Origin of the sequence: Sphingobacterium corticibacter, from assembly GCF_003076635.1 — a bacterium.
Lineage (GTDB): Bacteria > Bacteroidota > Bacteroidia > Sphingobacteriales > Sphingobacteriaceae > Sphingobacterium > Sphingobacterium corticibacter.
This window is the reverse complement of sequence record NZ_QDKG01000008.1, coordinates 80,589-102,835: the sequence shown is the minus strand read 5'-3', so window position 1 is coordinate 102,835 and position 22,247 is coordinate 80,589. Positions and strand designations below refer to the sequence as shown.

Here is a 22,247-nt window from a genome sequence, read left to right as displayed (position 1 = left end):
ATCTCAAAATTGGGGTGAAAGTGGGAGAAGCGACCTTGTAGTGGGAAATCGTGTCACGAGATAATCTCTTCCTCTTTACTCCGGTCAAATTAAGTTTCGTTTTTGTGTCCAAAAACCGATATTTTTGTCATCAGATTCTGAAATAGATAAATATATAATAGAAATGCACAGAACACATACTTGCGGCGAACTGCGGTTGTCCGATCTGGGAAAGACCGTCACCTTGAGTGGGTGGGTCCAGAAATCACGTGACTTAGGAGGAATGACGTTTATAGACGTGCGTGATCGCTACGGCGTTACGCAATTGGCTTTTAACGTCGATGATGATCAGACCTTGCGCGCAAAAGCATTGGATCTTGGTCGCGAATACGTGATTAAAGTGACGGGTACCGTTATCGAGCGTTCTAGCAAAAATAATAAGATCGCTACCGGAGAGATTGAAATCAAGGTATCGGAACTGGATATATTAAATGCTTCGGCTTTGCCCCCATTTACCATCGAAGATGAAACAGATGGCGGCGACGATATTCGTATGAAGTTCCGCTATCTGGACTTACGCCGTAATCCGGTGCGCGAAAACCTGATCTTGCGTCACAAGATGTCGCAAGAAATCCGCCGTTATTTAGATGGCGAAAACTTTTTGGAAGTAGAAACTCCGGTATTGATTAAATCAACACCAGAAGGCGCGCGCGATTTCGTAGTTCCTTCGCGCATGAATCCGGGCGAATTCTACGCCTTGCCCCAATCCCCACAAACCTTTAAGCAATTGCTCATGGTTTCGGGCTTCGACCGCTATTTCCAAATTGTAAAATGTTTCCGAGATGAGGATTTGCGTGCCGACAGACAGCCAGAGTTTACACAGATCGACTGCGAGATGGCTTTTGTAGAGCAGGAAGATATCTTAAACATGTTTGAGGGATTGACCAAACACCTATTCAAAACGGTAAAAGGAGTAGATTTGGGCGAAGTACCACGCATGACGTACGATGATGCGATGCGTTTGTACGGATCCGACAAACCGGATACGCGCTTTGGCATGCAGTTCGTAGAACTAAATGACGTGGCAAAAGGGCACGATTTCCCGGTATTTGAGCAAGCAGAATTAGTTATTGGTATCAATGCGAAGAATTGTGCTAGTTATACGAGAAAGCAACTCGATGCTCTAACCGATTTTGTAAAAAGACCACAAATAGGCGCGACTGGAATCGTTTATGCGCGTCATAACGAAGATGGAAGCATTAAATCTTCCGTAGATAAATTCTATGATGCTACGACCTTGGATGCTTGGTCGAAAGCATTCCACAGTGAGCCAGGCGATTTGCTACTCATCATGGCTGGCCCGACAGATAAAGTACGCAAGCAATTGAACGAGCTTCGTCTAGAGGTTGCTGGACAATTAGGCCTGCGCGACAAAAATACATTCTCCCCATTATGGGTAATCGATTTCCCATTATTAGAATGGGATGAAGAGTCGGCGCGATACCATGCGATGCACCATCCATTTACCTCGCCAAAACCCGAAGATATCCATTTGTTGGAATCCAACCCTGGCGATGTGCGCGCCAATGCTTACGATTTGGTGATCAACGGCGTAGAAGTGGGCGGTGGATCGATTCGTATACACGATCGCGATCTGCAATCCAACATGTTTAAGCATTTAGGTTTCTCTCCAGAGGAAGCGCAGAAACAATTTGGTTTCTTGATGGAAGCATTTACTTACGGTGCGCCACCGCACGGTGGATTGGCCTTTGGTTTAGATCGTTTGGTATCGATCTTCGCTGGGCTGGATAGTATTCGCGATGTCATCGCGTTTCCGAAAAACAACAGCGGTCGCGACGTGATGATTGATGCACCTTCTAGCATTGCGCCAGCGCAATTGAAGGAGTTGACGTTAGAAGTTAAAGCATAATTTTATAGTGCTGAGCAGCGTCGTTTTTCGCACGATAAACAGCTCGGAAATCCTATTTAGTAAAAGTTGGCAAGATGATTGCCGACTTTTACTATAAAATAATACCCCACCCGATTGCATATGCCGAATACGAAGGAAGAACAATTTAGAAAAGCTTGCGAGGCCAGCGCCTTGGATGCCCAGGGCAATACGGTCCTGCACGAGCATCTGGAAAACTATCGCCAAGCCTTTCAAAATCAAGCTCCTCGTTTTCAAAATCTAGAAAATGCCAAGAAGAAGGCACACCTAATCAAGTGGAAAGCGATCGAAAATATGGATCGTTATCTATTGGACTTCGAAACCAACTTCAGCAGAGCGGGTGGTAAAGTTATCTGGGCAAATACCGCATCAGAAGCATTAGAAGAGCTAGATAAGCTTTTGGCAACGTATCAACCGAGCCATATCGCGACCAATCATGCCATGATCCACGAGGAAATTGGCCTTCCCAAATACCTTGCAGAATCGAAATACCGTGCGGATGAAGCGGATTTGGGTCGATATTTAGCACAGCTAAATGGTACAAAACCAACTCATGTTATCCAACCAGCCATTGAGCTAAGTGAAGAGCAAGCAAAAGCACTCTGGGACGCAAAGCATCCAGAAACTATACCAGTCGAAAGCACGCAAGCTGAAAAAGCAGCGGAAGACGAAGCAGATCTAGAAGACGATCAAGCAGCACCAGCAGAAGCAGTTGCAACTAAAATTTTGCATGGTTTTCGAAAGATTCAGCGCGAACGCGCCACTTCGACAGATGTGATGATATCGGGTGCATCGCATCTATTAGCCGATACGGGCAGCGTAGTGATTAGCGAGAACGAAGGAAATAATCGTTTGCACAATGCCTTTGCTCCTTATCATATTGTATTTGCGGGTATCGACAAAATATTGCCTTCCATCCATGATTTGGATTTATTTCTGCCATTGGGATCATTACACGATCATGGACAAAGATTGCAGCGTCACCACAGTTTGTTGACCGGACCACAGCGCGGCCGCGAAACCGATGGCCCAACTCAAATGGTATTGATATTGGTAGATAATGGCCGATCTAATTTATTAGCACTTACCGAACAGCGACAAGCCTTGTATTGGATGGAGTGCGGCGCAAGCACCAATGCTTGTGCGATGTATAAAACCATTGGTGGAGAAGCGTATCAAAATACATATCCTGGCCCTATGGGCGCCGTGTTCACCCAACATCTCGATTCAGAAGAATCGTACGATTATCTGCAACATGCCGCCAGCTTTACCGATACGCAGCGTGCTAATCCATTGAATATAGATATTGATCGATTGCTTTTAAAAAATCGTCATGATCGGGTTAACGAGGCTACAAAACCGTTGCCTGAATCTCGAACATGGAGTTGGTATACGAAGCTAGCGAAGAACAGAAAGTACATTGACTTCCTTGGAAAAGGACTAAAAAATATGTTCATCAAATTATTTTTTAAAAAATCTTGGGGAGATCAGCGTGTACTGCCACGCGTACCGGATAAATCCTTCTCGACGCAATGGCGTTCCAAAGCCAAGGATACTGATTAAAAAATCCTTACCTTTGCCTTTCTTAATAAAAATCGCATGTCACGACAAGTTCCAGAAGACGGCATTCAACTTCCATTAATGGAAGAATTTTACACCATTCAAGGCGAAGGCTACCACACGGGTAAAGCCGCTTATTTTATTCGCTTGGGAGGTTGTGATGTGGGTTGCCATTGGTGCGATGTCAAAGAAAGTTGGGATGCCAGCATTCATCCGCTTACATCGGTGGATACAATCGTGCAACATGCTGATCAGCATCCAGCAAAAACAGTCGTTGTAACGGGTGGCGAACCGCTGATCTATAACTTAGATCCATTGACCAAAAGCTTGCAAGAGCGTGGCATTCGCACTTTTATGGAAACTTCTGGTGCCTATCCGTTGAGCGGACAATGGGATTGGATCTGTTTATCACCAAAGAAATTCAAAGCACCTCGAAAAGATGTTTTGGAAGCTGCTGGCGAATTGAAAGTCATTGTTTTTAACAAAAGTGACTTCCAATGGGCAGAAGAACATGCCGCACAGGTGAGTCCGAACTGCAAACTATACTTGCAACCCGAATGGTCGAAAGCCGCGGAGATGACGCCGCTCATCATCGATTATGTGATGAATAACCCGAAATGGGAGATCTCATTGCAAACCCACAAATACCTGAACATTCCGTAGCGCTTAGCCGCGTATCCATCACGTTTATGTTACATAGCTGATCCAATTATTTTACTTATAATTGGAGTTGATTTCTTTTGTTATGAATTTGCTAAAACGTTTTTTGCCGGGTTTACTTTGTATCACGGCCGCCCATGCTCAATCTACCATCGACGAGGTAGAAAGATTACAGTCTACCCCATTAGTCTATCAAGTTCAAAAGGTGGACGGTACCATCAAGATCGATGGTCGGGATGCAGAAGCACAATGGGCTAACATTCCTTGGTCGAGCAAATTCATCGATATTGAAGGAGCAGACAAAGCAACGCCAGCGTATGAAACCCGGTTTAAAATGATGTACGATGATGCGAACCTGTACATCTACGCCAAAATGGAAGAACCGCACGTATGGGGTAATATAACCAAGTATGACGACATTATCTTTCATAATAATGATTTTGAAGTATTCATCAAGCCCGATATTCACCAAGATCATTACTATGAACTGGAAGTGAATGCGCTGAATACGATATTCGACTTAGCACTGGTAAAACCTTATCGCTACGGAGGCAAAGCACTTATCCACTGGGATATGAAGGGGCTCAAAAGCGCGGTGCACGTAGAAGGCACCTTGAACAATCCTCGAGATAAAGACAAATATTGGAGCATGGAGATTGCCATTCCGTTTACTGCGCTACAAAGTTTTGGATCAGGCGGTACGCCTCAACTGTCTTCCTATTGGTTATTCAATTTCTCCAGAGTGCAATGGCAACACACCATAAAAAACAACACCTACGAGCGCAAATCTGAAAATGGGAATATCCTGCCGGAAGATAATTGGGTATGGTCGCCGATCGGATTAGTGAATATGCATTATCCTGAAAGATGGGGATACATTCAATTTGTAGACAAGTTGGGGAATCCAACCTTGCCGGCTTCTTTTGAAATTAAAAAACTAGCCTGGAATATCCACTATTTGCAGCAAGTATATAAGCGCAAACATGGTAAGTATGCGGCTGAACTAGATCAACTTCCGGTTTATGCTAAATACATAGCTCCTTCTTTAAAACAATTTACGCTCAAGTACGATTTACAGACCGATGCAGCCGGATATGCGGTGCGTGTGAGCGATTCAGAAAATAATGCTACCTTTCGTCTAGATCACCTCGGTAACAACACCTATTATGAATAAACGCGATTTCATCAAAACTTCTCTGCTCGGCTTCGCCGGCTTACAATTGCCCTCTATCTCTTTGGCGGCAGATGCTACACCACTCTCTTTTGATTATTGGATGTGGATACGCCCTAATACGAAAGACAGTGATGCTGCGATCAAAAAACGGTATACCTCTTACCGCGAAGCCGGTGTGCGTGGTTTGTTGTTTGAAGATTACAGCGTTCGGCATTTTCAGGTAGCAAAAAGCTTAGGATTGGAAACGCATCGTTGGATGTGGACGATGAATCGTGGCGAACAAGATTTGCTGAGCAAACATCCCGAATATTATGCCGTAAGCCGCTCTGGAAAGTCTTGTGCAGACCAGCCACCATACGTGAATTATTACCGCTTCTTATGCCCTTCGCATCCCGATGTTCCTAAATACTTGGAAGATAAAGCAAGAGAACAATTGGAGAAAGAAGATATTGATGGTTTGCACCTCGATTATATCCGCTATCCAGATGTGGTATTACCGGTAAACTTATGGCAAAATTATAATATCGATCAGTCGACCGAGCTAGCGGATTACGATTTTTGTTACAGTCCATTTACCAAGGCAGCTTACTTGAAAGAAACTGGTATTGATATCGATAAAGTTGCTCGACCGGAGCAGAGTCCTTCGTGGCGAGCTTTCCGTTACGAGCAGATCAATCGCGTGGTCAATCGAATTGCAAAAGTAACCAAAGAATATCAGAAACCGTTAACCGCAGCCGTTTTCCCTACGCCAGATCTCGCGCGCCGCATTGTGCGACAGGATTGGGCAAACTGGGATTTGGACGCGGTATTCCCGATGATTTATCATGGCTTTTATCAGGAACCTGTAGAATGGGTTGGCCAAGCTGTGAAGGAAGGCGTACAAACGTTGAATAAAAAATTTCCATTATACGCCGGACTTTATTTACCAGACTTCAAAGACAGCGAAGAACTCAAAAAGGGAATTGAGCTGGCAAAAAAGAATGGTGCGGCCGGTGTATCGCTATTTGGCGAGCAAGAATTCGACGCAAAAACCATCAATTTGCTACGGTCTTTGCGATAACAACCTGATCCCCACCCATTGGGTGGGGATATTCATTTTTACCCGTAAAGCACAAAAAAAATGCTATCTTTGTATCCCGTACAAAAGACAGATTTTCCATTGCTTTTTAGGGATGGATCATCGCTCAAAAATCCATCAATTACTATGAGTAAATACATCTTTGTTACGGGCGGCGTAACTTCGTCATTGGGAAAAGGCATCATTGCAGCTTCTCTGGCTAAACTTCTCCAGGCACGCGGACTCAAAGTTACCATTCAAAAATTCGACCCTTACATCAATATCGATCCGGGAACACTTAATCCTTATGAGCATGGTGAATGTTTCGTAACGGAAGATGGTGCGGAGACCGATTTAGATTTAGGTCATTACGAACGTTTCTTGAATGTGCCGACTTCCCAAGCTAACAACGTAACAACAGGACGTATTTACCAACACGTCATCCAAAAAGAGCGTGAAGGTGCTTATTTGGGAAAAACGGTACAAGTTGTTCCACACATTACCGACGAGATCAAGCGCAGAATGCAACTATTGGGTGAATCGGGTGAGTACGATATCATCATCACTGAATTGGGTGGTACGGTGGGCGACATTGAGTCGCTGCCATTCATCGAGGCGGTAAGACAGTTGCGTTGGGAATTGGGAAGTAGCAATTCTTTAGTGATTCACTTGACATTGATCCCATACCTTGCGGCAGCTGGCGAATTAAAAACCAAACCTACACAGCATTCGGTCAAAACTTTATTGGAGTACGGTATACAGCCAGATATCTTGGTTTGTCGTACCGAGCACAAGTTGACGCAAGATATCCGTAAAAAACTGGCATTGTTTTGTAACGTAAACATCAATGCGGTTATCGAGTCCATTGATGCATCGACGATCTATGATGTACCTTTATTAATGTTGAAGGAGCAACTGGACAAAACGGTTTTAACTAAGCTAAAGCTATCGACCAAAATAGAACCAGATCTTGAAAACTGGAAAACATTTTTGGGTAAATTGAAGAACCCGACCAATGAAGTGAATATCGGCTTGGTAGGGAAATACATTGAGTTGCCTGATGCTTACAAATCCATCAATGAAGCATTCATTCATGCAGGTTCGGCAAATGAAACGAAGGTTAAAGTAAAATCTATCGCTGCCGAAAGCATCAATGATGAAAACGTAGCTGATAAGTTAAAAGGTTTGGACGGCATCTTGGTAGCACCTGGTTTTGGGGCTCGTGGATTGGAAGGCAAGCTGGTAGCGATTAAATACATTCGTGAGCAACGCATTCCTTTCTTTGGTATCTGTCTGGGTATGCAATGCTCGGTGATCGAATTTGCACGCAACGTGTTATCGTTGAAAGATGCCAACAGCTTTGAGATGGATGAGCAAACGAAACATCCAGTCATCAACCTGATGGAAGAACAAAAGTCGATCAAAAATATGGGCGGCACCATGCGATTGGGCGCTTATGATTGTGAACTACGCAAGGGCACGAAAGCGCAAGCGATCTACGGCAAATCGAAGATCACCGAACGCCACCGCCACCGTTATGAATTCAACAACGAATATTTAGCACAGTTCGAAGCAGCAGGTATGATCGCTTCGGGAAAGAATCCAAAAACCGGATTGGTGGAAATCGTCGAGCTAAAGGATCATCCTTTTTACGTAGCTGGACAATTTCATCCGGAATTAAAATCAACAGTTGCAAATCCTCACCCACTTTTTGTTAGTTTTGTAGCCGCTGCATTGACACATAAAAAAGCAGCAAGCAAATAAGCATTAAAAAAGAGAGAAAATAAGTAAAAATGGATAGAAATAATATTATAGGGCTGATTCTGATCTTTGCGATCTTCGCAGGTTCATTCTACCTGATGAAACCTTCGGAGCAAGAGATCAAAGCAGAGCAAGCTCGTCAGGATTCTACAGAGCGCGCAAAACAGGGGTTAGCTCCAGTAAAAGATTCTTTGCAAACAATTGTAGCATCTAATGAAGTAGATTCCGCAAAATTAAATGAGCCATTCGGGGCTAGCAGCTTCGGCAACGAAGAATTGATCAGGTTGGAAAATGACAAGATCATTGCTCAAATATCTACCAAAGGTGGTCGTATCAAATCGGTTGAGCTCAAAGGACAGCAGAATTTTGATGGCAATCCTTTGATTTTATTCAGTGGCGACCACAATCGTTTCGGTTTAGAATTCAACGTTCCGGGCAAAGCGGTAAATACCAATGATTTGTATTTCACTTCTCAGGGAGGTAATAATGGGGCTGTTACGATGCGCCTCAACTATTCTGACTCGCAATACATCGATTATATTTACACCTTAGAAAACGACAGCTACAACGTTGGCTTGGCTATCGAAACAAAAGGTATTCACAATACGATTGATGTCAAATCAAAAAGTATTTTCTTAAACTGGGAAACGATCCTGACCCAAAAAGAGAAAAACATTTCTTCGGAGCGCGACAAATCTTCGATCTATTATCGTGATACAGAAGGCAACATTGATCACTTGTCGGAGAGCAAAGATGATGAAGAGACGGTAGAAGAAAAAGTAAACTGGATCGCTTTCAAGCAACACTATTTCTCGAACATCCTTTCGAGTAAAGAAGGTTTTGACAAAGTCGAACTGACCGTGCGTGGCGGAACAAGCGATAGCATCGTGAAATTCTACAAAGCCAAAACAGAATTGGCTAATACAGGTCGTGACGAGCGCTATAATTTGAACTTCTTCTTCGGGCCAAATCAATACAATACCTTGAAGGCCGAAGGCAATGATTACAACAAGATCATTAACATGGGCTGGGGCCCGATTAGCTGGATCAACCGTTTCATCACGGTGCCGATCTTCGATTTCTTGGATGGATTTGCCTTGTCTTACGGTTTAGTGATTTTGATCTTAACGGTATTATTAAAAGGTGCGATGTTCCCATTGACGTACAAATCGTACTTGTCGATGGCGAAGATGCGCGTATTGAAACCGCAGTTGGATGAGATTAAAGCAAAAGTAGGCGAAGATAACCCGATGCTATTGCAACAAGAACAGATGAAGCTGTACAAGCAAGCGGGTGTAAATCCATTGGGTGGCTGTTTACCTTTGGTATTGCAAATGCCATTTACACTAGCCTTCTTCTTCTTCTTCCCGAACTTGTTTGAGCTTCGTGGAGAATCCTTCCTGTGGGTCAAAGATTTATCAACATATGATTCGCCATTCTCTTTCGCACCGATCTTCTTTGGTATGATTGATCACATTTCTTTGATGTGTGTGTTGATGACAATCACCACGCTATTGACTACTTGGTATAATAACACGACTTCTGGCGCTGGCGCCGTTGGGCAAATGAAATACATTGGCTACATCATGCCATTGATGTTCTTCTTCTTATTGAACAACTTCCCTGCTGGATTGAACTATTATTACTTCTTAGCAGCGGTATTTACGTTCTTGACGCAGGTAATCATTCGCCAGTTCATCGACGATGAGAAAATCTTAGCGAAGATCGAAGCTTTCAAAAAGAAGCCACAAGCTGAAAAGAAAACTTCTTCTTTCCAAAAACGTATGGAAGATATGATGCGCCAACAACAAGCGGCACAGAATCAGAAAAAGAATAAATAATATTCTTTCGTATAAAAGCAAAAAGCTCGGAAATATTTCCGAGCTTTTTGCTTTTATACCTATTGCGTTGTGACTAGATTATGATGTTGGCTTTTCAAAACCATCTTTGGTTGCCTTTTTCGCCATCTCGTCTACACGTTTCTGTGTATCAGGATGCGAAGACATCAATTTTTTGGTAAAACCACCTTCGGATGCACCACCAGACAAGTCTAAAAGACGCTGGAAAGCCATTGACATGTACCATGGATTGATGTTATTGTCTTTCAAAAATTTGTAACCATAATCATCGGCAATGCTTTCTTGCTTACGGGAGAAGCTCATATTGGCTACTTGCTCACCTAATTCGCCTAACTGCGAATCAGATAATGCAGCGGCTGTTCCTCCTTGTGAAGACACGCCATCTTTCAAAGCAGATGTCATTAAAGCGGATTTAAATGCATCACGGGAATCGGTGTTTTTTACGTGTCCAATTTCATGGCCGATAACGCCCAGCACTTCGTTGTCGCTCATGGCTTGCATCAATCCAGCGCAAACGCGAACACTGCCGTCCGCGCAGGCAAAGGCATTGACATCTTTCACTAAATACACTTTATAATTCAGATTGAGTCCGTCGTAATTTTGCAGATTGGCGGTCAAGTTTTTAAGACGGATCGCGAATTCATCATCGGCAGGAGCTACAGGATTATGCTCATCCATCCATTGAATGTACTCTTTGGTGTATTCGATAACATCCTCATTGCTCAACGTTACCGCTTTGACTGCTTTGGTCGCAGCACCCACCGTTTTAGAATTGAGTTTGATTTGTGCGTTGGCACATAGAACAGCACTTGTTGCAAGCGCCGCACTTAATAATAGAGATTTGGTAATCATATTGGGGGTTTTCATAAGTTAACAAGTACTGTTTTACACGAAGGCACTGAATCCGGTAATACTTCTTCCAACGATTAGGGAATTGATCTCCTTAGTACCTTCGTACGAGTAGATCGCTTCGGCATCTGCCAAAAAGCGCGCAACATTGTATTCTAACAAAATACCATTTCCGCCCATGACTTCACGAGCGCGAGACACGATATCGCGCGTACGCAGCGTACAAAATACTTTAGCTAAGGAAGCATGCTCATCTTTCAACAAACCTTCATCCTGCATCTCGGATAAGCGAAATACCAACGTTTGCATCGCCGTAAGGTTAGAAAGCATTTCTACCAAATGGTTTTGAATAAGTTGGAAAGAGGCAATCGGCTTCCCGAATTGCTCGCGTTTTAAGGTATATTCCAGTGCATTTTCATACGCGCCTCGTGCGCAACCGACGGCCATCCAAGCTACGCCTGCACGCGTCATTTGCAATACTTTTGCGGTATCGCGGAAGCTGTTGGCATTTTGCAAACGATCTGATTCTGGCACCACACAGTCGGTCATGGTAATTAGTCCATTCTGCACAATACGCAAAGCCATTTTGCCTTTGATCTTCTCGACAGAGAAACCTGGATTCTCTTTGCGAACAATAAAGCCTTTGACTTGATTATCGTCTACATCGCGTGCCCAGATGATGGTAATGTCCGAAAAAGTAGAATTTCCAATCCATTTCTTCTGCCCATTCAACACCCAGCCATCAGCGGTTTTCTTACAGGTAGTGGTTAATCCACCGGCCGTCCCCGATCCTACTTCCGGTTCTGTTAATCCAAATGCACCAATCTTTTTCAGTTGTTGCATTTGCGGCAGCCATTCTTGTTTTTGCTCTTCCGATCCGCATAAGTAAATCGAGCCCATAGCCAATCCACTTTGTACGCCCAGAAATGTAGCGATAGATGGATCAATACGACCAAATTCGCTCGCGATAATGCCATCCATTAAAGACGAGCCGCCCGCACAGCCATAGCCTTCATACACGTATCCACAGATATTGAGCTCAGCAAGTTTGGGAATAAGCTCGAAAGGAAAATCATCGTGCAGCCAATAATTATTGACAATGGGCTTCACTTCGGCTTCGAGAAACGCGCTCACTTTCATTTTAAGCGCATGATCTTCAGCAGACAGTTTTTGCTCTACGCCATAAAAGTCGGCATTGATGGGTGGAGATTCTTTCTTCTTTTTAGATCCAGTGAGCATTTTCATAGCCATTTGCAATTGTTTCTCATCCATTTTGGAAACGGCGGCAATGACTTCACCTAGATCTACCTTTTTCGAAAGCTTTTCCAGCTCATTGAAGTCAATAGACTTCGCGAACTTCATCATGTTTTTAATCTTACCAATCATTAGGGGACACTTTTATACTTCTTTATAACAAATTCGATTCCAAATAGTTTTTAAATGAAAAATGGCGATTTTTATCAAAAGAAAAGCAATCATAAAAATATTTATAACACTGAAAAACAAGTGTTTATATAAATTTTTAAAATTAAATATATTTAGTGGGTTACCTAATTGTAGTGCGAGGTATTAAGGATTAAATAAACAAATTTGTTTTAATTAAATAGAAAACTAGTAAAATGAAAAACTTATTCAAATTCGGATTTTTGGGTCTAGCGTTAACAGTAGGATTCGCAGCTTGTAACAACTCTGCTGAGAAAACTGAAGAAACTGCTGATACTACTTTGTTAATCGAAGAAGAAGTAGTTGTTGATACTACTGCTGTAGTTAGTGACACTACTGTTACTACTGACACTATCGAGAACGTTCAATAATCCGAACTAAAATCGACAATACTGCAAAGGCCCATTTATGGGCCTTTGTTGTTTATGACCAACCTTAAATAGTGCTTGTTGAACTAGGGGCAATTTTGTATTTTTGAGTCCCAAAATATAGTTTATCATGACATTATCCCCTTTAACTGCTGTCACTCCTATCGATGGCAGGTATTACCATACGACAAACGAGCTTTCTGCCTATTTCTCCGAATTTGCGCTGATTAAATACCGCGTACTAGTTGAAGTAGAATATTTTATTGCCCTTAGCACTTCTGGTATTCCACAAATGGCACATTTGGATGGCAGCCTAAATGAAAAACTTCGTGAGATTTATCAGAATTTTAGTTTAGAGGATGCGCAATGGATTAAGGACACCGAAAAGGTGACCAACCACGACGTAAAGGCGGTAGAGTATTTCTTGAAGCATAAATTCGAATTGTTGGGCTTGCATGATTCATTGGAGTTTATCCACTTCGGCCTTACTTCGCAAGATATTAATAATACGGCGATCCCCTATTCTTGGAAAGCGGCTTTGGAAGAAGTATACCTACCAACTGTACAGGAATTGGTGAATGAATTGAAAGGTTTAGCCACAGAATGGCGCGATATTCCCATGTTGGCGCGTACGCACGGGCAACCGGCTTCTCCAACTACATTGGGTAAAGAAGTTTTTGTTTTTGTAGAACGCTTGGAAAAACAATTGGAATTATTGGCTCAAGTACCTCATGCCGCAAAATTTGGCGGCGCCACCGGAAATTTCAATGCACATACGGTGGCCTATCCAGCTCAAAACTGGGTAGCCTTTGGTAATCAGTTCGTGCAGGAAAACTTGGGTTTAACGCGTTCACAAACGACGACACAGATCGAGCATTACGATAATTTTGCAGCAAGCTGTGATGCCTTGAAGCGTATCAACAATATTTTGATCGACTTGTGTAGAGATGTGTGGTCTTATATTTCTATTGATTATTTCAAACAGAAAATCACAGCCGGACAGATTGGTTCGTCGGCGATGCCGCATAAAGTTAATCCAATTGACTTTGAAAATGCAGAAGGAAATCTAGGCATTGCCAATGCGATTTTTGAGCACTTGGCAGCTAAGTTACCCATCTCTAGATTGCAGCGCGATTTGACAGATTCTACGGTATTGCGCAATATTGGTGTACCATTTGGACACACCTTGATCGCTTTCAAATCTACCTTGCGCGGATTGCGAAAATTGATCTTGAATCAAGATGCACTGGCCAAAGATCTAGAAAACAATTGGGCAGTCGTGGCAGAGGCGATTCAGACGATTCTTCGTCGTGAAGGCTATCCAAAACCGTACGAAGCATTGAAAGATTTGACGCGCACGAATACACATATTACGCAAGATACAATCGCCGAATTCGTGCAAAATCTAAACGTATCAGAGGATGTAAAACAAGAGTTGATCGCGATCTCGCCAAGCAACTACATTGGGGTAAAGGCGACAGGTTTTACGGATTAATGACGTGTGTCAAACTTGCATCACGTATATTTGTAAAAGTTATATTCATTTGAAATTACCATGGCTACAATAAACGTATATACAGAAACAACTCCTAACCCAGCGACCATGAAGTTCTTGGTCAATAAGTTATTGATCAACGGCAGTGTGGATTTTCCAGATCAGGAAAAAGCGCAAGCTTCTCCTTTTGCGAGAGAATTGTTCAAATTCAACTTCGTGAACGGTGTATTTTTCGCTAGTAACTTTGTGACGATTACGAAAACCGACGACGCTGACTGGAGCGATATCGAGGCCTTGTTGAAGGATTTCGTAAAGGGCGCTGTGGAATCAGAATTGAAGGTTCAGGAAGTGGTTGCCGATGAGAATGTATCTTTCGAAGGCACGGAAACGGAAGTGAAGATACAACAAGTATTGCACGATTATGTACGCCCTGCTGTAGAGCAAGATGGTGGAGCGATTGCTTACAAATCTTTTGAAAATGGCACGGTAACGGTAGAGCTTCGCGGTTCTTGCAGTGGTTGCCCATCGTCTACCATTACGCTAAAAGCGGGTATTGAAGGCTTATTGAAAAGAATGGTGCCTGACGTAGAAGAAGTGGTAGCAGAAGCGATGTAAGTATTTTCAAGATAATGAAAGGGCATGGTGCGATAGAATCATGCCCTTTTTCGTTTTGTAAGATGTAAGGCGTAGACTATCTTCTTGTAAATTGCCGTATACTATTCTAAGCTAGTAAGGATGAATAGACAATATTATCCAAATACAAAATCATTCATCGCTCTAAAGATATATATTTGCTCATAACAAAATAAGCAACCTTATAAAAGTTAAGAATTATTTTACCAATGACAAAAGTATGCGAATGTTGAAACAATGCATTCAGCTAACGCTGATTACCTTCCTAATCGCAGCACCACTTCATGCACAAGAACTACCCTCTTGTTGCACCGAAAACATCGTATCGCGCGCAGCGCTTTTCGCGCAGCGTGAACGCGTAGTACAACAAGATTCCGTGGTAGTACAAAAGTCTGGGATGGTACTTATCCAAGGAGGCAGATTCTCGATGGGAAGCAGCCGATTTCCCGATGCGCAAATAGTGCGCGATGTAACCATATCCGATTTTTGGATCGATACACACGAGGTTACTAATGCACAATTTGCCCGTTTTGTAGAAGCAACTGGCTATATTACGGTAGCCGAACGTGCGCTAGATCCCGACGATTTTGAAGGGGTAGATCCTAATTTACTCATTCCCGGTTCTGCCGTATTTAGCCCATCTGAAGAAATAGTAGGATTACGAAATCCCTTACAATGGTGGCAATTTGTGCCATCTGCATCTTGGCAGCATCCGGAAGGGCCAGAGAGCAACCTCATTGGCCGCGAAAATCATCCGGTAGTGCACGTAGCGTATGAAGATGCCGAATCCTATGCGAAATGGGCTGGCAAGCGATTGCCAACGGAAGCCGAGTGGGAATATGCGGCAAGAGGAGGCGCTGACTCCACCGCCGAATACTACTGGGGCAATGATCTGAAAATAGACGGTAAATGGCAGGCCAATATTTTCCAAGGAATATTCCCTTCGCAAAACACTACAGAAGATGGCTACGTAGGCACAGCACCAGTTGGCTCGTTCCCATCTAATGGCTACGGACTCTACGATATGTCGGGAAATGTATGGGAATGGTGTTCTGATTTTTACCAACCGAGCTATGATCCGACGCAAACTTCCAATCCAATAGGGCCAAAATCTTCCTACGATCCACAAGAGGCCCTTGCCGTAAAGCGGGTACAGCGCGGCGGCTCTTTCTTATGTAATGATCACTATTGCGAACGCTACAAAGCAGGTGCCCGCGGTAAAGGCGAAGTCAATAGTACGACAAATCATACGGGGTTTCGCTGCGTCAGCGATGTGACTAATCTCCCAGAGCATGAATTAGTTTTAAAAAATGATTAATCATCTGAATTTATTACCAAAATAACAGCAGGATCTATTGTAGAGATGCTAAAATGCACCGTACAATAGCGATTTACTGATCTGCAAAAATGCACTGAAATAAACAATCTGTTTTTGACATTTCATTTAAATACTCTTTCAAATTGAGTATATTAGGGAAATTTTGATAAAACCTGATACATAATGAGTGCAGATATCACTAAGTTAGAACAAATTGCATCCCAAGTAAGGCGCGACATCGTGCGTATGGTTCATTCTTGTCAATCCGGTCATCCGGGTGGATCGTTGGGCTGTACCGATTATTTCGTTGCTTTGTATTTTCATGCCATGAAGCATGATCCTTCGTTCAATTTTAACGCGGCTGGCGAAGATTTATTTTTCCTGTCAAACGGGCATATTTCTCCGGTATTCTACAGCACGCTAGCGCGTGCAGGTTATTTCCCTGCATCGGAGTTGGCTACTTTCAGACAGATTAACTCTCGTTTGCAAGGCCACCCAACTACGCATGAGCATTTACCAGGTATTCGCATCGCTTCTGGTTCTTTAGGCCAAGGTCTTTCGGTAGCGATTGGTGCGGCACAAGCGAAAAAATTAGATAAAGATGCGCAAACAGTATACGTGTTGCTGGGCGATGGTGAACTACAAGAAGGACAAGTCTGGGAAGCGGCCATGTACGCGGCACACAACAAGATGGACAACGTCATTGCGGCAGTCGACTACAATGGCGCACAGATCGATGGCGCGACCAAAGATGTATTGAGTTTAGGCGATCTTCGTGCTAAATGGGAAGCATTTGGTTGGGATGTGTTGGACATCGAAAAAGGAAACGATATGGCATCAATCATCTCAGGATTGGACGAAGCAAAATCACGCTCGGGCCAAGGCAAGCCAGTGATGATCTTGTTGCACACAGGCATGGGATATGGCGTAGATTTCATGATGGGATCGCACAAATGGCATGGTGTAGCACCTAATGACGAACAATTAGCTTCGGCTTTGGCGCAAAATCCAGAAACGTTAGGCGATTACTAGTCGATACAATACGACTATTATCTATCGGATCACTAAACAAATCAGAACAGTAAAGAAGACATGAAAAAATACACATATACAGAATCAAAGGATACACGTTCGGGCTTTGGCGCAGGTCTTTTGGAAGCGGGAAAAAAGAACGAAAACGTAGTGGCACTATGTGCCGACCTTATTGGTTCGTTGAAGATGAATGATTTCATCAAAGAATTTCCAGAGCGATTCTTTCAAATCGGTATCGCTGAGGCTAATATGATGGGGATCGCTGCGGGATTGACCATTGGTGACAAGATTCCTTTCACGGGAACATTTGCTAATTTCTCTACCGGCCGCGTCTACGATCAGATTCGTCAATCTATTGCCTATTCGGGCAAAAACGTGAAGATCTGTGCTTCACATGCCGGATTAACCTTGGGAGAAGACGGAGCAACGCACCAGATACTAGAAGATATTGGTTTGATGAAAATGTTGCCAGGCATGACGGTGATCAACACTTGTGACTTCAACCAAACAAAAGCGGCTACATTAGCGTTGGTAGATCATGTGGGACCTACCTATTTGCGTTTTGGCCGTCCCGTCGTGCCAAACTTTACGCCTGCAGATCAAGAATTCGTCATTGGAAAAGCAGTCATGCTGAACGAAGGTACGGATGTGACTATCGTCGCTACCGGACACTTGGTATGGGAAGCAATCCAAGCCGGTGAAGAATTGGAAAAATTGGGTATTTCGGCAGAGATTATCAATATTCACACCATCAAACCTTTGGACGAAGAAGCGATCTTGGCTTCTGTCGCGAAAACTAAGTGTGTCGTGACAGCAGAAGAGCACAATAGACTAGGCGGCCTAGGTGATAGCGTTGCACAAGTATTGGCACGCCAATTACCGAGTCCACAGGAATACGTAGCAGTGGATGATAGCTTTGGCGAATCAGGCAAACCAGACGAATTGATGGATAAGTATGGCCTGAACGCTGCTGCGATTGTTGCCGCTGCACGCAAAGTAATAACGCGTAAATAATATATGGAAGACGATCTAATAATAGCCAAGTTTGCCAACGAGAATACGAGAGAAGAAGCCTTCAATCTGCTACTCAAAAAATACCAACAGAAAATATATTGGCACGTACGCCGTATGGTTATCGATCATGACGATGCTGACGATGTGGTGCAAGATGTTTTTGTGAAGGTATGGCGCAATTTGGAAAAGTTTAGAGAAGATTCCCAACTATACACGTGGCTTTATCGTATTGCCACGAATGAATGTATCACCTTTTTGAATAAGAAGAAGCAGAGACAACATGTCTCGTTAGATGAAGAGGACTCGTCCTACCTGTCGAGCACGCTGACTGCTTCCTCTTACTTCAATGGGGATGTGGCACAGATGAAGTTGCAACAAGCCTTGCTTAAATTGCCAGAGAAACAACGCTTGGTATTTAATATGAAATATTTCGAAGATCTTAAATACGAAGAAATATCAGAGATTGTGGGGACTAGCGTAGGGGCGCTTAAAGCGTCATACCATTTAGCGGTGAAGAAAATAGAACTTTTTTTTCGATCAAACGATTAAACCTTTTCGAAGCGGTTCACTCTATAGACTTATTATGAAGGAAATCAACACATACGACGACAATCTTGAAGGAGGAGAACTTCCCGATTTCCGTGCTGTAAACCCCTTCACGGTGCCCTCCGATTACTTTGAAGAAGCCGCTGCACATATCAAGCGTGTATGCCAATTACCTTTTGTCGGAGATGATGTACCGTTGTCTGACTCCAGTATTTCTCCCACCTATTTCGAAGATCTTTCCGAACAAATCAAACTACGCATTTCTTTAGAAGAAATTTTATCAGAGAGAAAAGCATCTGGTTTTGATATCCCCGCGGACTATTTTGCCGAGGCAGAACAGCAAATCTCATCCGCTGTAAAACTTGACACGCTCGTTGGTACGCATAAAGAGAACACTTTCCAAGTGGACAGCCAGTACTTCGATTCTTTGAGTACTCGAATCAAAGAACGTATTGCCAGCGAATCTTCTGCTCTGGAAAATAATCCCGAACCGGCTAAGGTAATTTCTATCCGGCCGTGGATCAAATATACCGCAGCAGCAGCTTGTTTGCTATGCGTATTATCTATTGGTGCATATTTTGGGCAAAATTCTGATGAAGCAACGTCACCTGTTGTGCAGACCGCTGTTGCAGAGACCTCCTTGTCTGCCATATCGGATGATGAGTTAGTCGATTATATTGCTTCTAATAATGATAGCGATGATTTGCATTATTACGTAGATTATATCTATGCTAGTGACCAAGAACAAGATGAGGATGAAGTGCGCTGCTCAGAACTGGAAGACAAAGATTTAGAAGCTTATATAAAACACATGTTATAATGATCCGTTTGAATCAAATTTTATTGACCTTATTCGTATCCTGTAGTATGCTGTTGACCGCTACAGCTCAGAGCGACGATCGTTTTGAGAAGATTGAAAACCAAAAGATAGCTTATATTACCAAGCATCTGAACATCACGACATCAGAAGCGCAGCGTTTTTTCCCGCTCTACAATCAGTATAGTAAAAGTATGCAGAACATAAAATCTGCCAAATCTAACCTACGATCTCATCAGCACGAACATCAGAATAGCGATATGATCGAGTTCGATAGTAAAGAAGTGGAGTTGAAGAAACAATATCGCAACAAATTTGCTGAAGTAATTGGTGCTGCGCGAGCATCGCAATTTTTTATGGTAGAGCAAGAGTTCAAAGATATGCTTTACCGAGAATGGCAAAGCCGACAAAATAGATAGAAAGAAGCTCCAAAGCTTCTTTCTTTGTTTTAGGGCATGTACCTTTGCAACTATGATCAGCAATAGAGAACTTTTCCTCCGTAATACGGCACAGACTTCCAATTCACCTCGGTTAGTAGAAATCGCTAAAGCGGAAGGGATCTATCTTTATGGCCCTGATGGGCAGCAATACATGGATCTGGTATCAGGTTTCAATGTGAGCAATATAGGCCATCGGCATCCGAAAGTGATCGAAGCGATTCAAAGACAATTAGACAAATACCTACATGTCACGGTATATGGCGAATTTGTTCAAGCGCCGCAAGTGCACTTTGCGACTGAACTCTTGTCTTGTCTACCTTCCTCTTTTGGCTCCGTGTACCTTACCAACTCCGGCGCCGAGTCGGTAGAAGGCGCCATGAAACTCGCGAAGAAATTTACCGGTAGAAGGCAAATCATCGCGGCTCGCAAGGCCTATCACGGAAGTACCCAAGGTGCGTTGAGCTTAATTGGCAATGAAGATTATCATCATGCGTATGCTCCACTCCTTCCTGAAATATCTTTCATCGATTTTGGTGCGATTGCTGATCTTGATTTGATAACAACAGAGACTGCCGCCGTCATTATCGAGCCGATACAAGGCGAGGCTGGTGTACGTGTACCAACGGCAGCATATATGCAGGCGCTCCGCGCAAAATGTACCGAAATGGGTACATTGCTCATCTTTGATGAAATCCAAACGGGATTCGGCCGCACCGGAAAAATGTTTGCCTTTGAGCACTTTGGTATGGTTCCCGATGTATTAATGCTAGCAAAAGGAATTGGAGGCGGCATGCCTTTAGGCGCATTCGTCGCACCCAAACACATGATGGACGTTTTTAAAGACAATCCCATGTTGGGTCATATTACCACCTTCGGTGGGCATCCCGTAAGCTGTGCTGCAGCGCTTGCTTCCTTGTCAGTGATTCAAGAGGAAAAATTAGTAGAGCAGGTAGCTGCTAAAGCGGATCGCTTTAGAAAAGCATTAGATATTCCTCAAGTTAAAGAAATCCGCGGACTCGGATTGATGATGTGCCTGCAACTGGAAACATTCGATCAGGTCTATGGTGTGAGCAACTATTGTGCAGCACGAGGTGTGATGATTGATTGGTATTTGCATTGCGAAACGGCACTTCGATTAGCGCCACCGCTCACCATATCGGAAGCAGAGATAGATCAAGCCTGCGCTGTGATTCTAGCTGGAATACGCGAGGTTATTGGCTAATTTTTAGAATTATGACCAATAAATTCCCAATCTAACTTTAACGATATAGCCAAGTGATCGCTTAGGTGTTCGCCATCATCAGTCGAAAACAAATCATCTTCGATAGCATAGCTTTTAGGAATTAATTTTACATCCTTTCCGTGGCGATATAATATCTTGTCGATTGATTCTACCTCGGGCTTTAGCTCCAACTTGTGTGGAATCATAAAGTCGGCATAAGGCTCTGGTATTTTACCCTCCAGAAAAAAATCGACCCAAGGATCGACCACACCTGTTTTCTTTTTGAAATCATGAATGTTATCTCCCATAAAAGCATAATGCGCATTGAAATCGCCCATCACGATTAGTGGATTGCCTTCCGAATGCGTATTGATATATGCTGCCAGCTGCTCCATATTATGTCTTCGCGCTTGGAGAGCGGCTTTATTAGTATGTGCAGTAGCATGCATATTGTATAAATCGAGAAATACGTCTTTAGCAAGTTGTACGCGCATGTAAGCAAAACCTTTAGGCGTAAGGCAATCTGTACCACTACAGTGTAGCCAAGGAACACGACGAATTTCCATTATCGGATATTTGGACAGCGTATTCAGTCCATCTCCAAAAGGCACTTTGCCTTTGGTCTCCGTACGGAAAGGATGCTGATTATATTGATAGAGATCCACGTTGTAGTGAAAATCCTCTTGTACATTGATCAGATCAAACTGATCGACTTTTAATCCAATCGCACGAATACTTTCGGCACGAGGCGTCTTGGCACTTGAGATCACTTGGGGCAATCCAGCAATATTATAAGTCAACAAATTGAGGCTGCCTGCATGTGCATCTGTCAATTCGTGCTGCACACTGTACACGTAGGTATTCCGCGCGGTTGCACGCTTGTAATTCACCATGTACCAAATCATAATACCAAAAATGAGCAAAATACCCACGATGAGGCGCCAACGCTCGTACGGAATAAAAACACTCGTCCATGTCATGACTTTAAGGTGTTGTTCTATTACCAAAGTGATAAAACTCATATGACTTTTATACTAATTTGCTGTTAATATTTCACTTAATTTACCACCCT

20 protein-coding genes are annotated in these 22,247 nt (G+C 43.2%); 17 read left to right on the top strand and 3 right to left on the bottom strand.

Annotation, left to right across the window (positions count from 1 at the left end):
• Positions 1-163: 163 nt before the first annotated feature.
• The 7 genes from aspS (at position 164) to yidC (ending at position 9,980) form a co-directional block, all read left to right on the top strand.
• The gene (gene aspS / locus DC487_RS16420; RefSeq protein ID WP_116777062.1) at positions 164-1,909 is read left to right on the top strand and encodes an aspartate--tRNA ligase; all 1,746 of its coding nucleotides are present in this window, start codon (positions 164-166) and stop codon (positions 1,907-1,909) included.
• Positions 1,910-2,029: 120 nt separating this feature from the next.
• Positions 2,030-3,490: an LUD domain-containing protein gene (locus tag DC487_RS16415; protein WP_116777061.1), complete on the top strand. Its 1,461-nt coding sequence runs from the start codon at positions 2,030-2,032 to the stop codon at positions 3,488-3,490.
• 36 nt (positions 3,491-3,526) lie between these two features.
• Positions 3,527-4,150: a 7-carboxy-7-deazaguanine synthase QueE gene (locus tag DC487_RS16410; protein WP_116777060.1), complete on the top strand. Its 624-nt coding sequence runs from the start codon at positions 3,527-3,529 to the stop codon at positions 4,148-4,150.
• Between the two features lie 82 nt (positions 4,151-4,232).
• Positions 4,233-5,321, top strand: a complete 1,089-nt coding sequence (locus DC487_RS16405) for a carbohydrate-binding family 9-like protein (protein WP_116777059.1) — start codon at positions 4,233-4,235, stop codon at positions 5,319-5,321.
• On the top strand, positions 5,314-6,381 hold the full coding sequence (locus DC487_RS16400; RefSeq protein ID WP_116777058.1) for a family 10 glycosylhydrolase: 1,068 nt from the start codon (positions 5,314-5,316) through the stop codon (positions 6,379-6,381). Before DC487_RS16405 ends, DC487_RS16400 begins: the two co-directional genes overlap by 8 nt.
• 144 nt (positions 6,382-6,525) lie before the next feature.
• On the top strand, positions 6,526-8,142 hold the full coding sequence (locus DC487_RS16395) for a CTP synthase (protein WP_116777110.1): 1,617 nt from the start codon (positions 6,526-6,528) through the stop codon (positions 8,140-8,142).
• A 29-nt stretch (positions 8,143-8,171) separates the two neighbouring features.
• A complete protein-coding gene (gene yidC / locus DC487_RS16390) occupies positions 8,172-9,980 on the top strand; it encodes a membrane protein insertase YidC (RefSeq protein WP_116777057.1) in 1,809 nt (602 codons plus the stop codon).
• Positions 9,981-10,058: 78 nt separating this feature from the next.
• Here the strand turns inward: yidC and DC487_RS16385 are convergent, their stop codons facing one another.
• Both DC487_RS16385 and DC487_RS16380 read right to left on the bottom strand, forming a co-directional pair.
• Positions 10,059-10,850: a M48 family metallopeptidase gene (locus DC487_RS16385; protein ID WP_239016411.1), complete on the bottom strand. Its 792-nt coding sequence runs from the start codon at positions 10,848-10,850 to the stop codon at positions 10,059-10,061.
• A 33-nt stretch (positions 10,851-10,883) separates the two neighbouring features.
• Positions 10,884-12,212 carry an acyl-CoA dehydrogenase family protein gene (locus DC487_RS16380; RefSeq protein WP_394341845.1) on the bottom strand — a complete coding sequence of 443 codons (1,329 nt, stop codon included), beginning with the start codon at positions 12,210-12,212 and terminating at the stop codon, positions 10,884-10,886.
• Positions 12,213-12,466: 254 nt separating this feature from the next.
• Between DC487_RS16380 and DC487_RS16375 the strand changes: the two genes are divergently transcribed.
• The 10 genes from DC487_RS16375 to DC487_RS16330 all read left to right on the top strand — a co-directional run bounded on the left by DC487_RS16375 (position 12,467) and on the right by DC487_RS16330 (position 21,175).
• Complete coding sequence (locus DC487_RS16375; protein WP_116777054.1) at positions 12,467-12,661, top strand: PG1828 family lipoprotein; 195 nt, start codon at positions 12,467-12,469, stop codon at positions 12,659-12,661.
• A gap of 127 nt (positions 12,662-12,788) precedes the next feature.
• Positions 12,789-14,153, top strand: coding sequence for an adenylosuccinate lyase (gene purB / locus DC487_RS16370; protein WP_116777053.1), 1,365 nt, complete (start codon positions 12,789-12,791; stop codon positions 14,151-14,153).
• A gap of 60 nt (positions 14,154-14,213) precedes the next feature.
• A complete protein-coding gene (locus DC487_RS16365) occupies positions 14,214-14,768 on the top strand; it encodes a NifU family protein (protein WP_116777052.1) in 555 nt (184 codons plus the stop codon).
• Positions 14,769-15,012: 244 nt separating this feature from the next.
• Positions 15,013-16,104: a formylglycine-generating enzyme family protein gene (locus DC487_RS16360; protein ID WP_116777051.1), complete on the top strand. Its 1,092-nt coding sequence runs from the start codon at positions 15,013-15,015 to the stop codon at positions 16,102-16,104.
• 183 nt (positions 16,105-16,287) lie between these two features.
• Positions 16,288-17,136, top strand: a complete 849-nt coding sequence (locus tag DC487_RS16355) for a transketolase (RefSeq protein ID WP_116777050.1) — start codon at positions 16,288-16,290, stop codon at positions 17,134-17,136.
• A gap of 60 nt (positions 17,137-17,196) precedes the next feature.
• On the top strand, positions 17,197-18,150 hold the full coding sequence (locus DC487_RS16350; RefSeq protein WP_116777049.1) for a transketolase family protein: 954 nt from the start codon (positions 17,197-17,199) through the stop codon (positions 18,148-18,150).
• A gap of 3 nt (positions 18,151-18,153) precedes the next feature.
• The gene (locus DC487_RS16345; RefSeq protein ID WP_116777048.1) at positions 18,154-18,699 is read left to right on the top strand and encodes an RNA polymerase sigma factor; all 546 of its coding nucleotides are present in this window, start codon (positions 18,154-18,156) and stop codon (positions 18,697-18,699) included.
• Positions 18,700-18,733: 34 nt separating this feature from the next.
• A complete protein-coding gene (locus DC487_RS16340) occupies positions 18,734-19,516 on the top strand; it encodes a hypothetical protein (RefSeq protein ID WP_116777047.1) in 783 nt (260 codons plus the stop codon).
• Complete coding sequence (locus DC487_RS16335) at positions 19,516-19,932, top strand: hypothetical protein (RefSeq protein ID WP_116777046.1); 417 nt, start codon at positions 19,516-19,518, stop codon at positions 19,930-19,932. The genes DC487_RS16340 and DC487_RS16335 overlap by 1 nt, the downstream gene beginning before the upstream one ends.
• 52 nt (positions 19,933-19,984) lie before the next feature.
• Positions 19,985-21,175: an aspartate aminotransferase family protein gene (locus DC487_RS16330; protein ID WP_207774452.1), complete on the top strand. Its 1,191-nt coding sequence runs from the start codon at positions 19,985-19,987 to the stop codon at positions 21,173-21,175.
• Here the strand turns inward: DC487_RS16330 and DC487_RS16325 are convergent.
• Positions 21,172-22,155, bottom strand: coding sequence for an endonuclease/exonuclease/phosphatase family protein (locus tag DC487_RS16325; protein WP_116777045.1), 984 nt, complete (start codon positions 22,153-22,155; stop codon positions 21,172-21,174). The genes DC487_RS16330 and DC487_RS16325 overlap by 4 nt on opposite strands.
• Between the last annotated feature and the right edge of the window lie 92 nt (positions 22,156-22,247).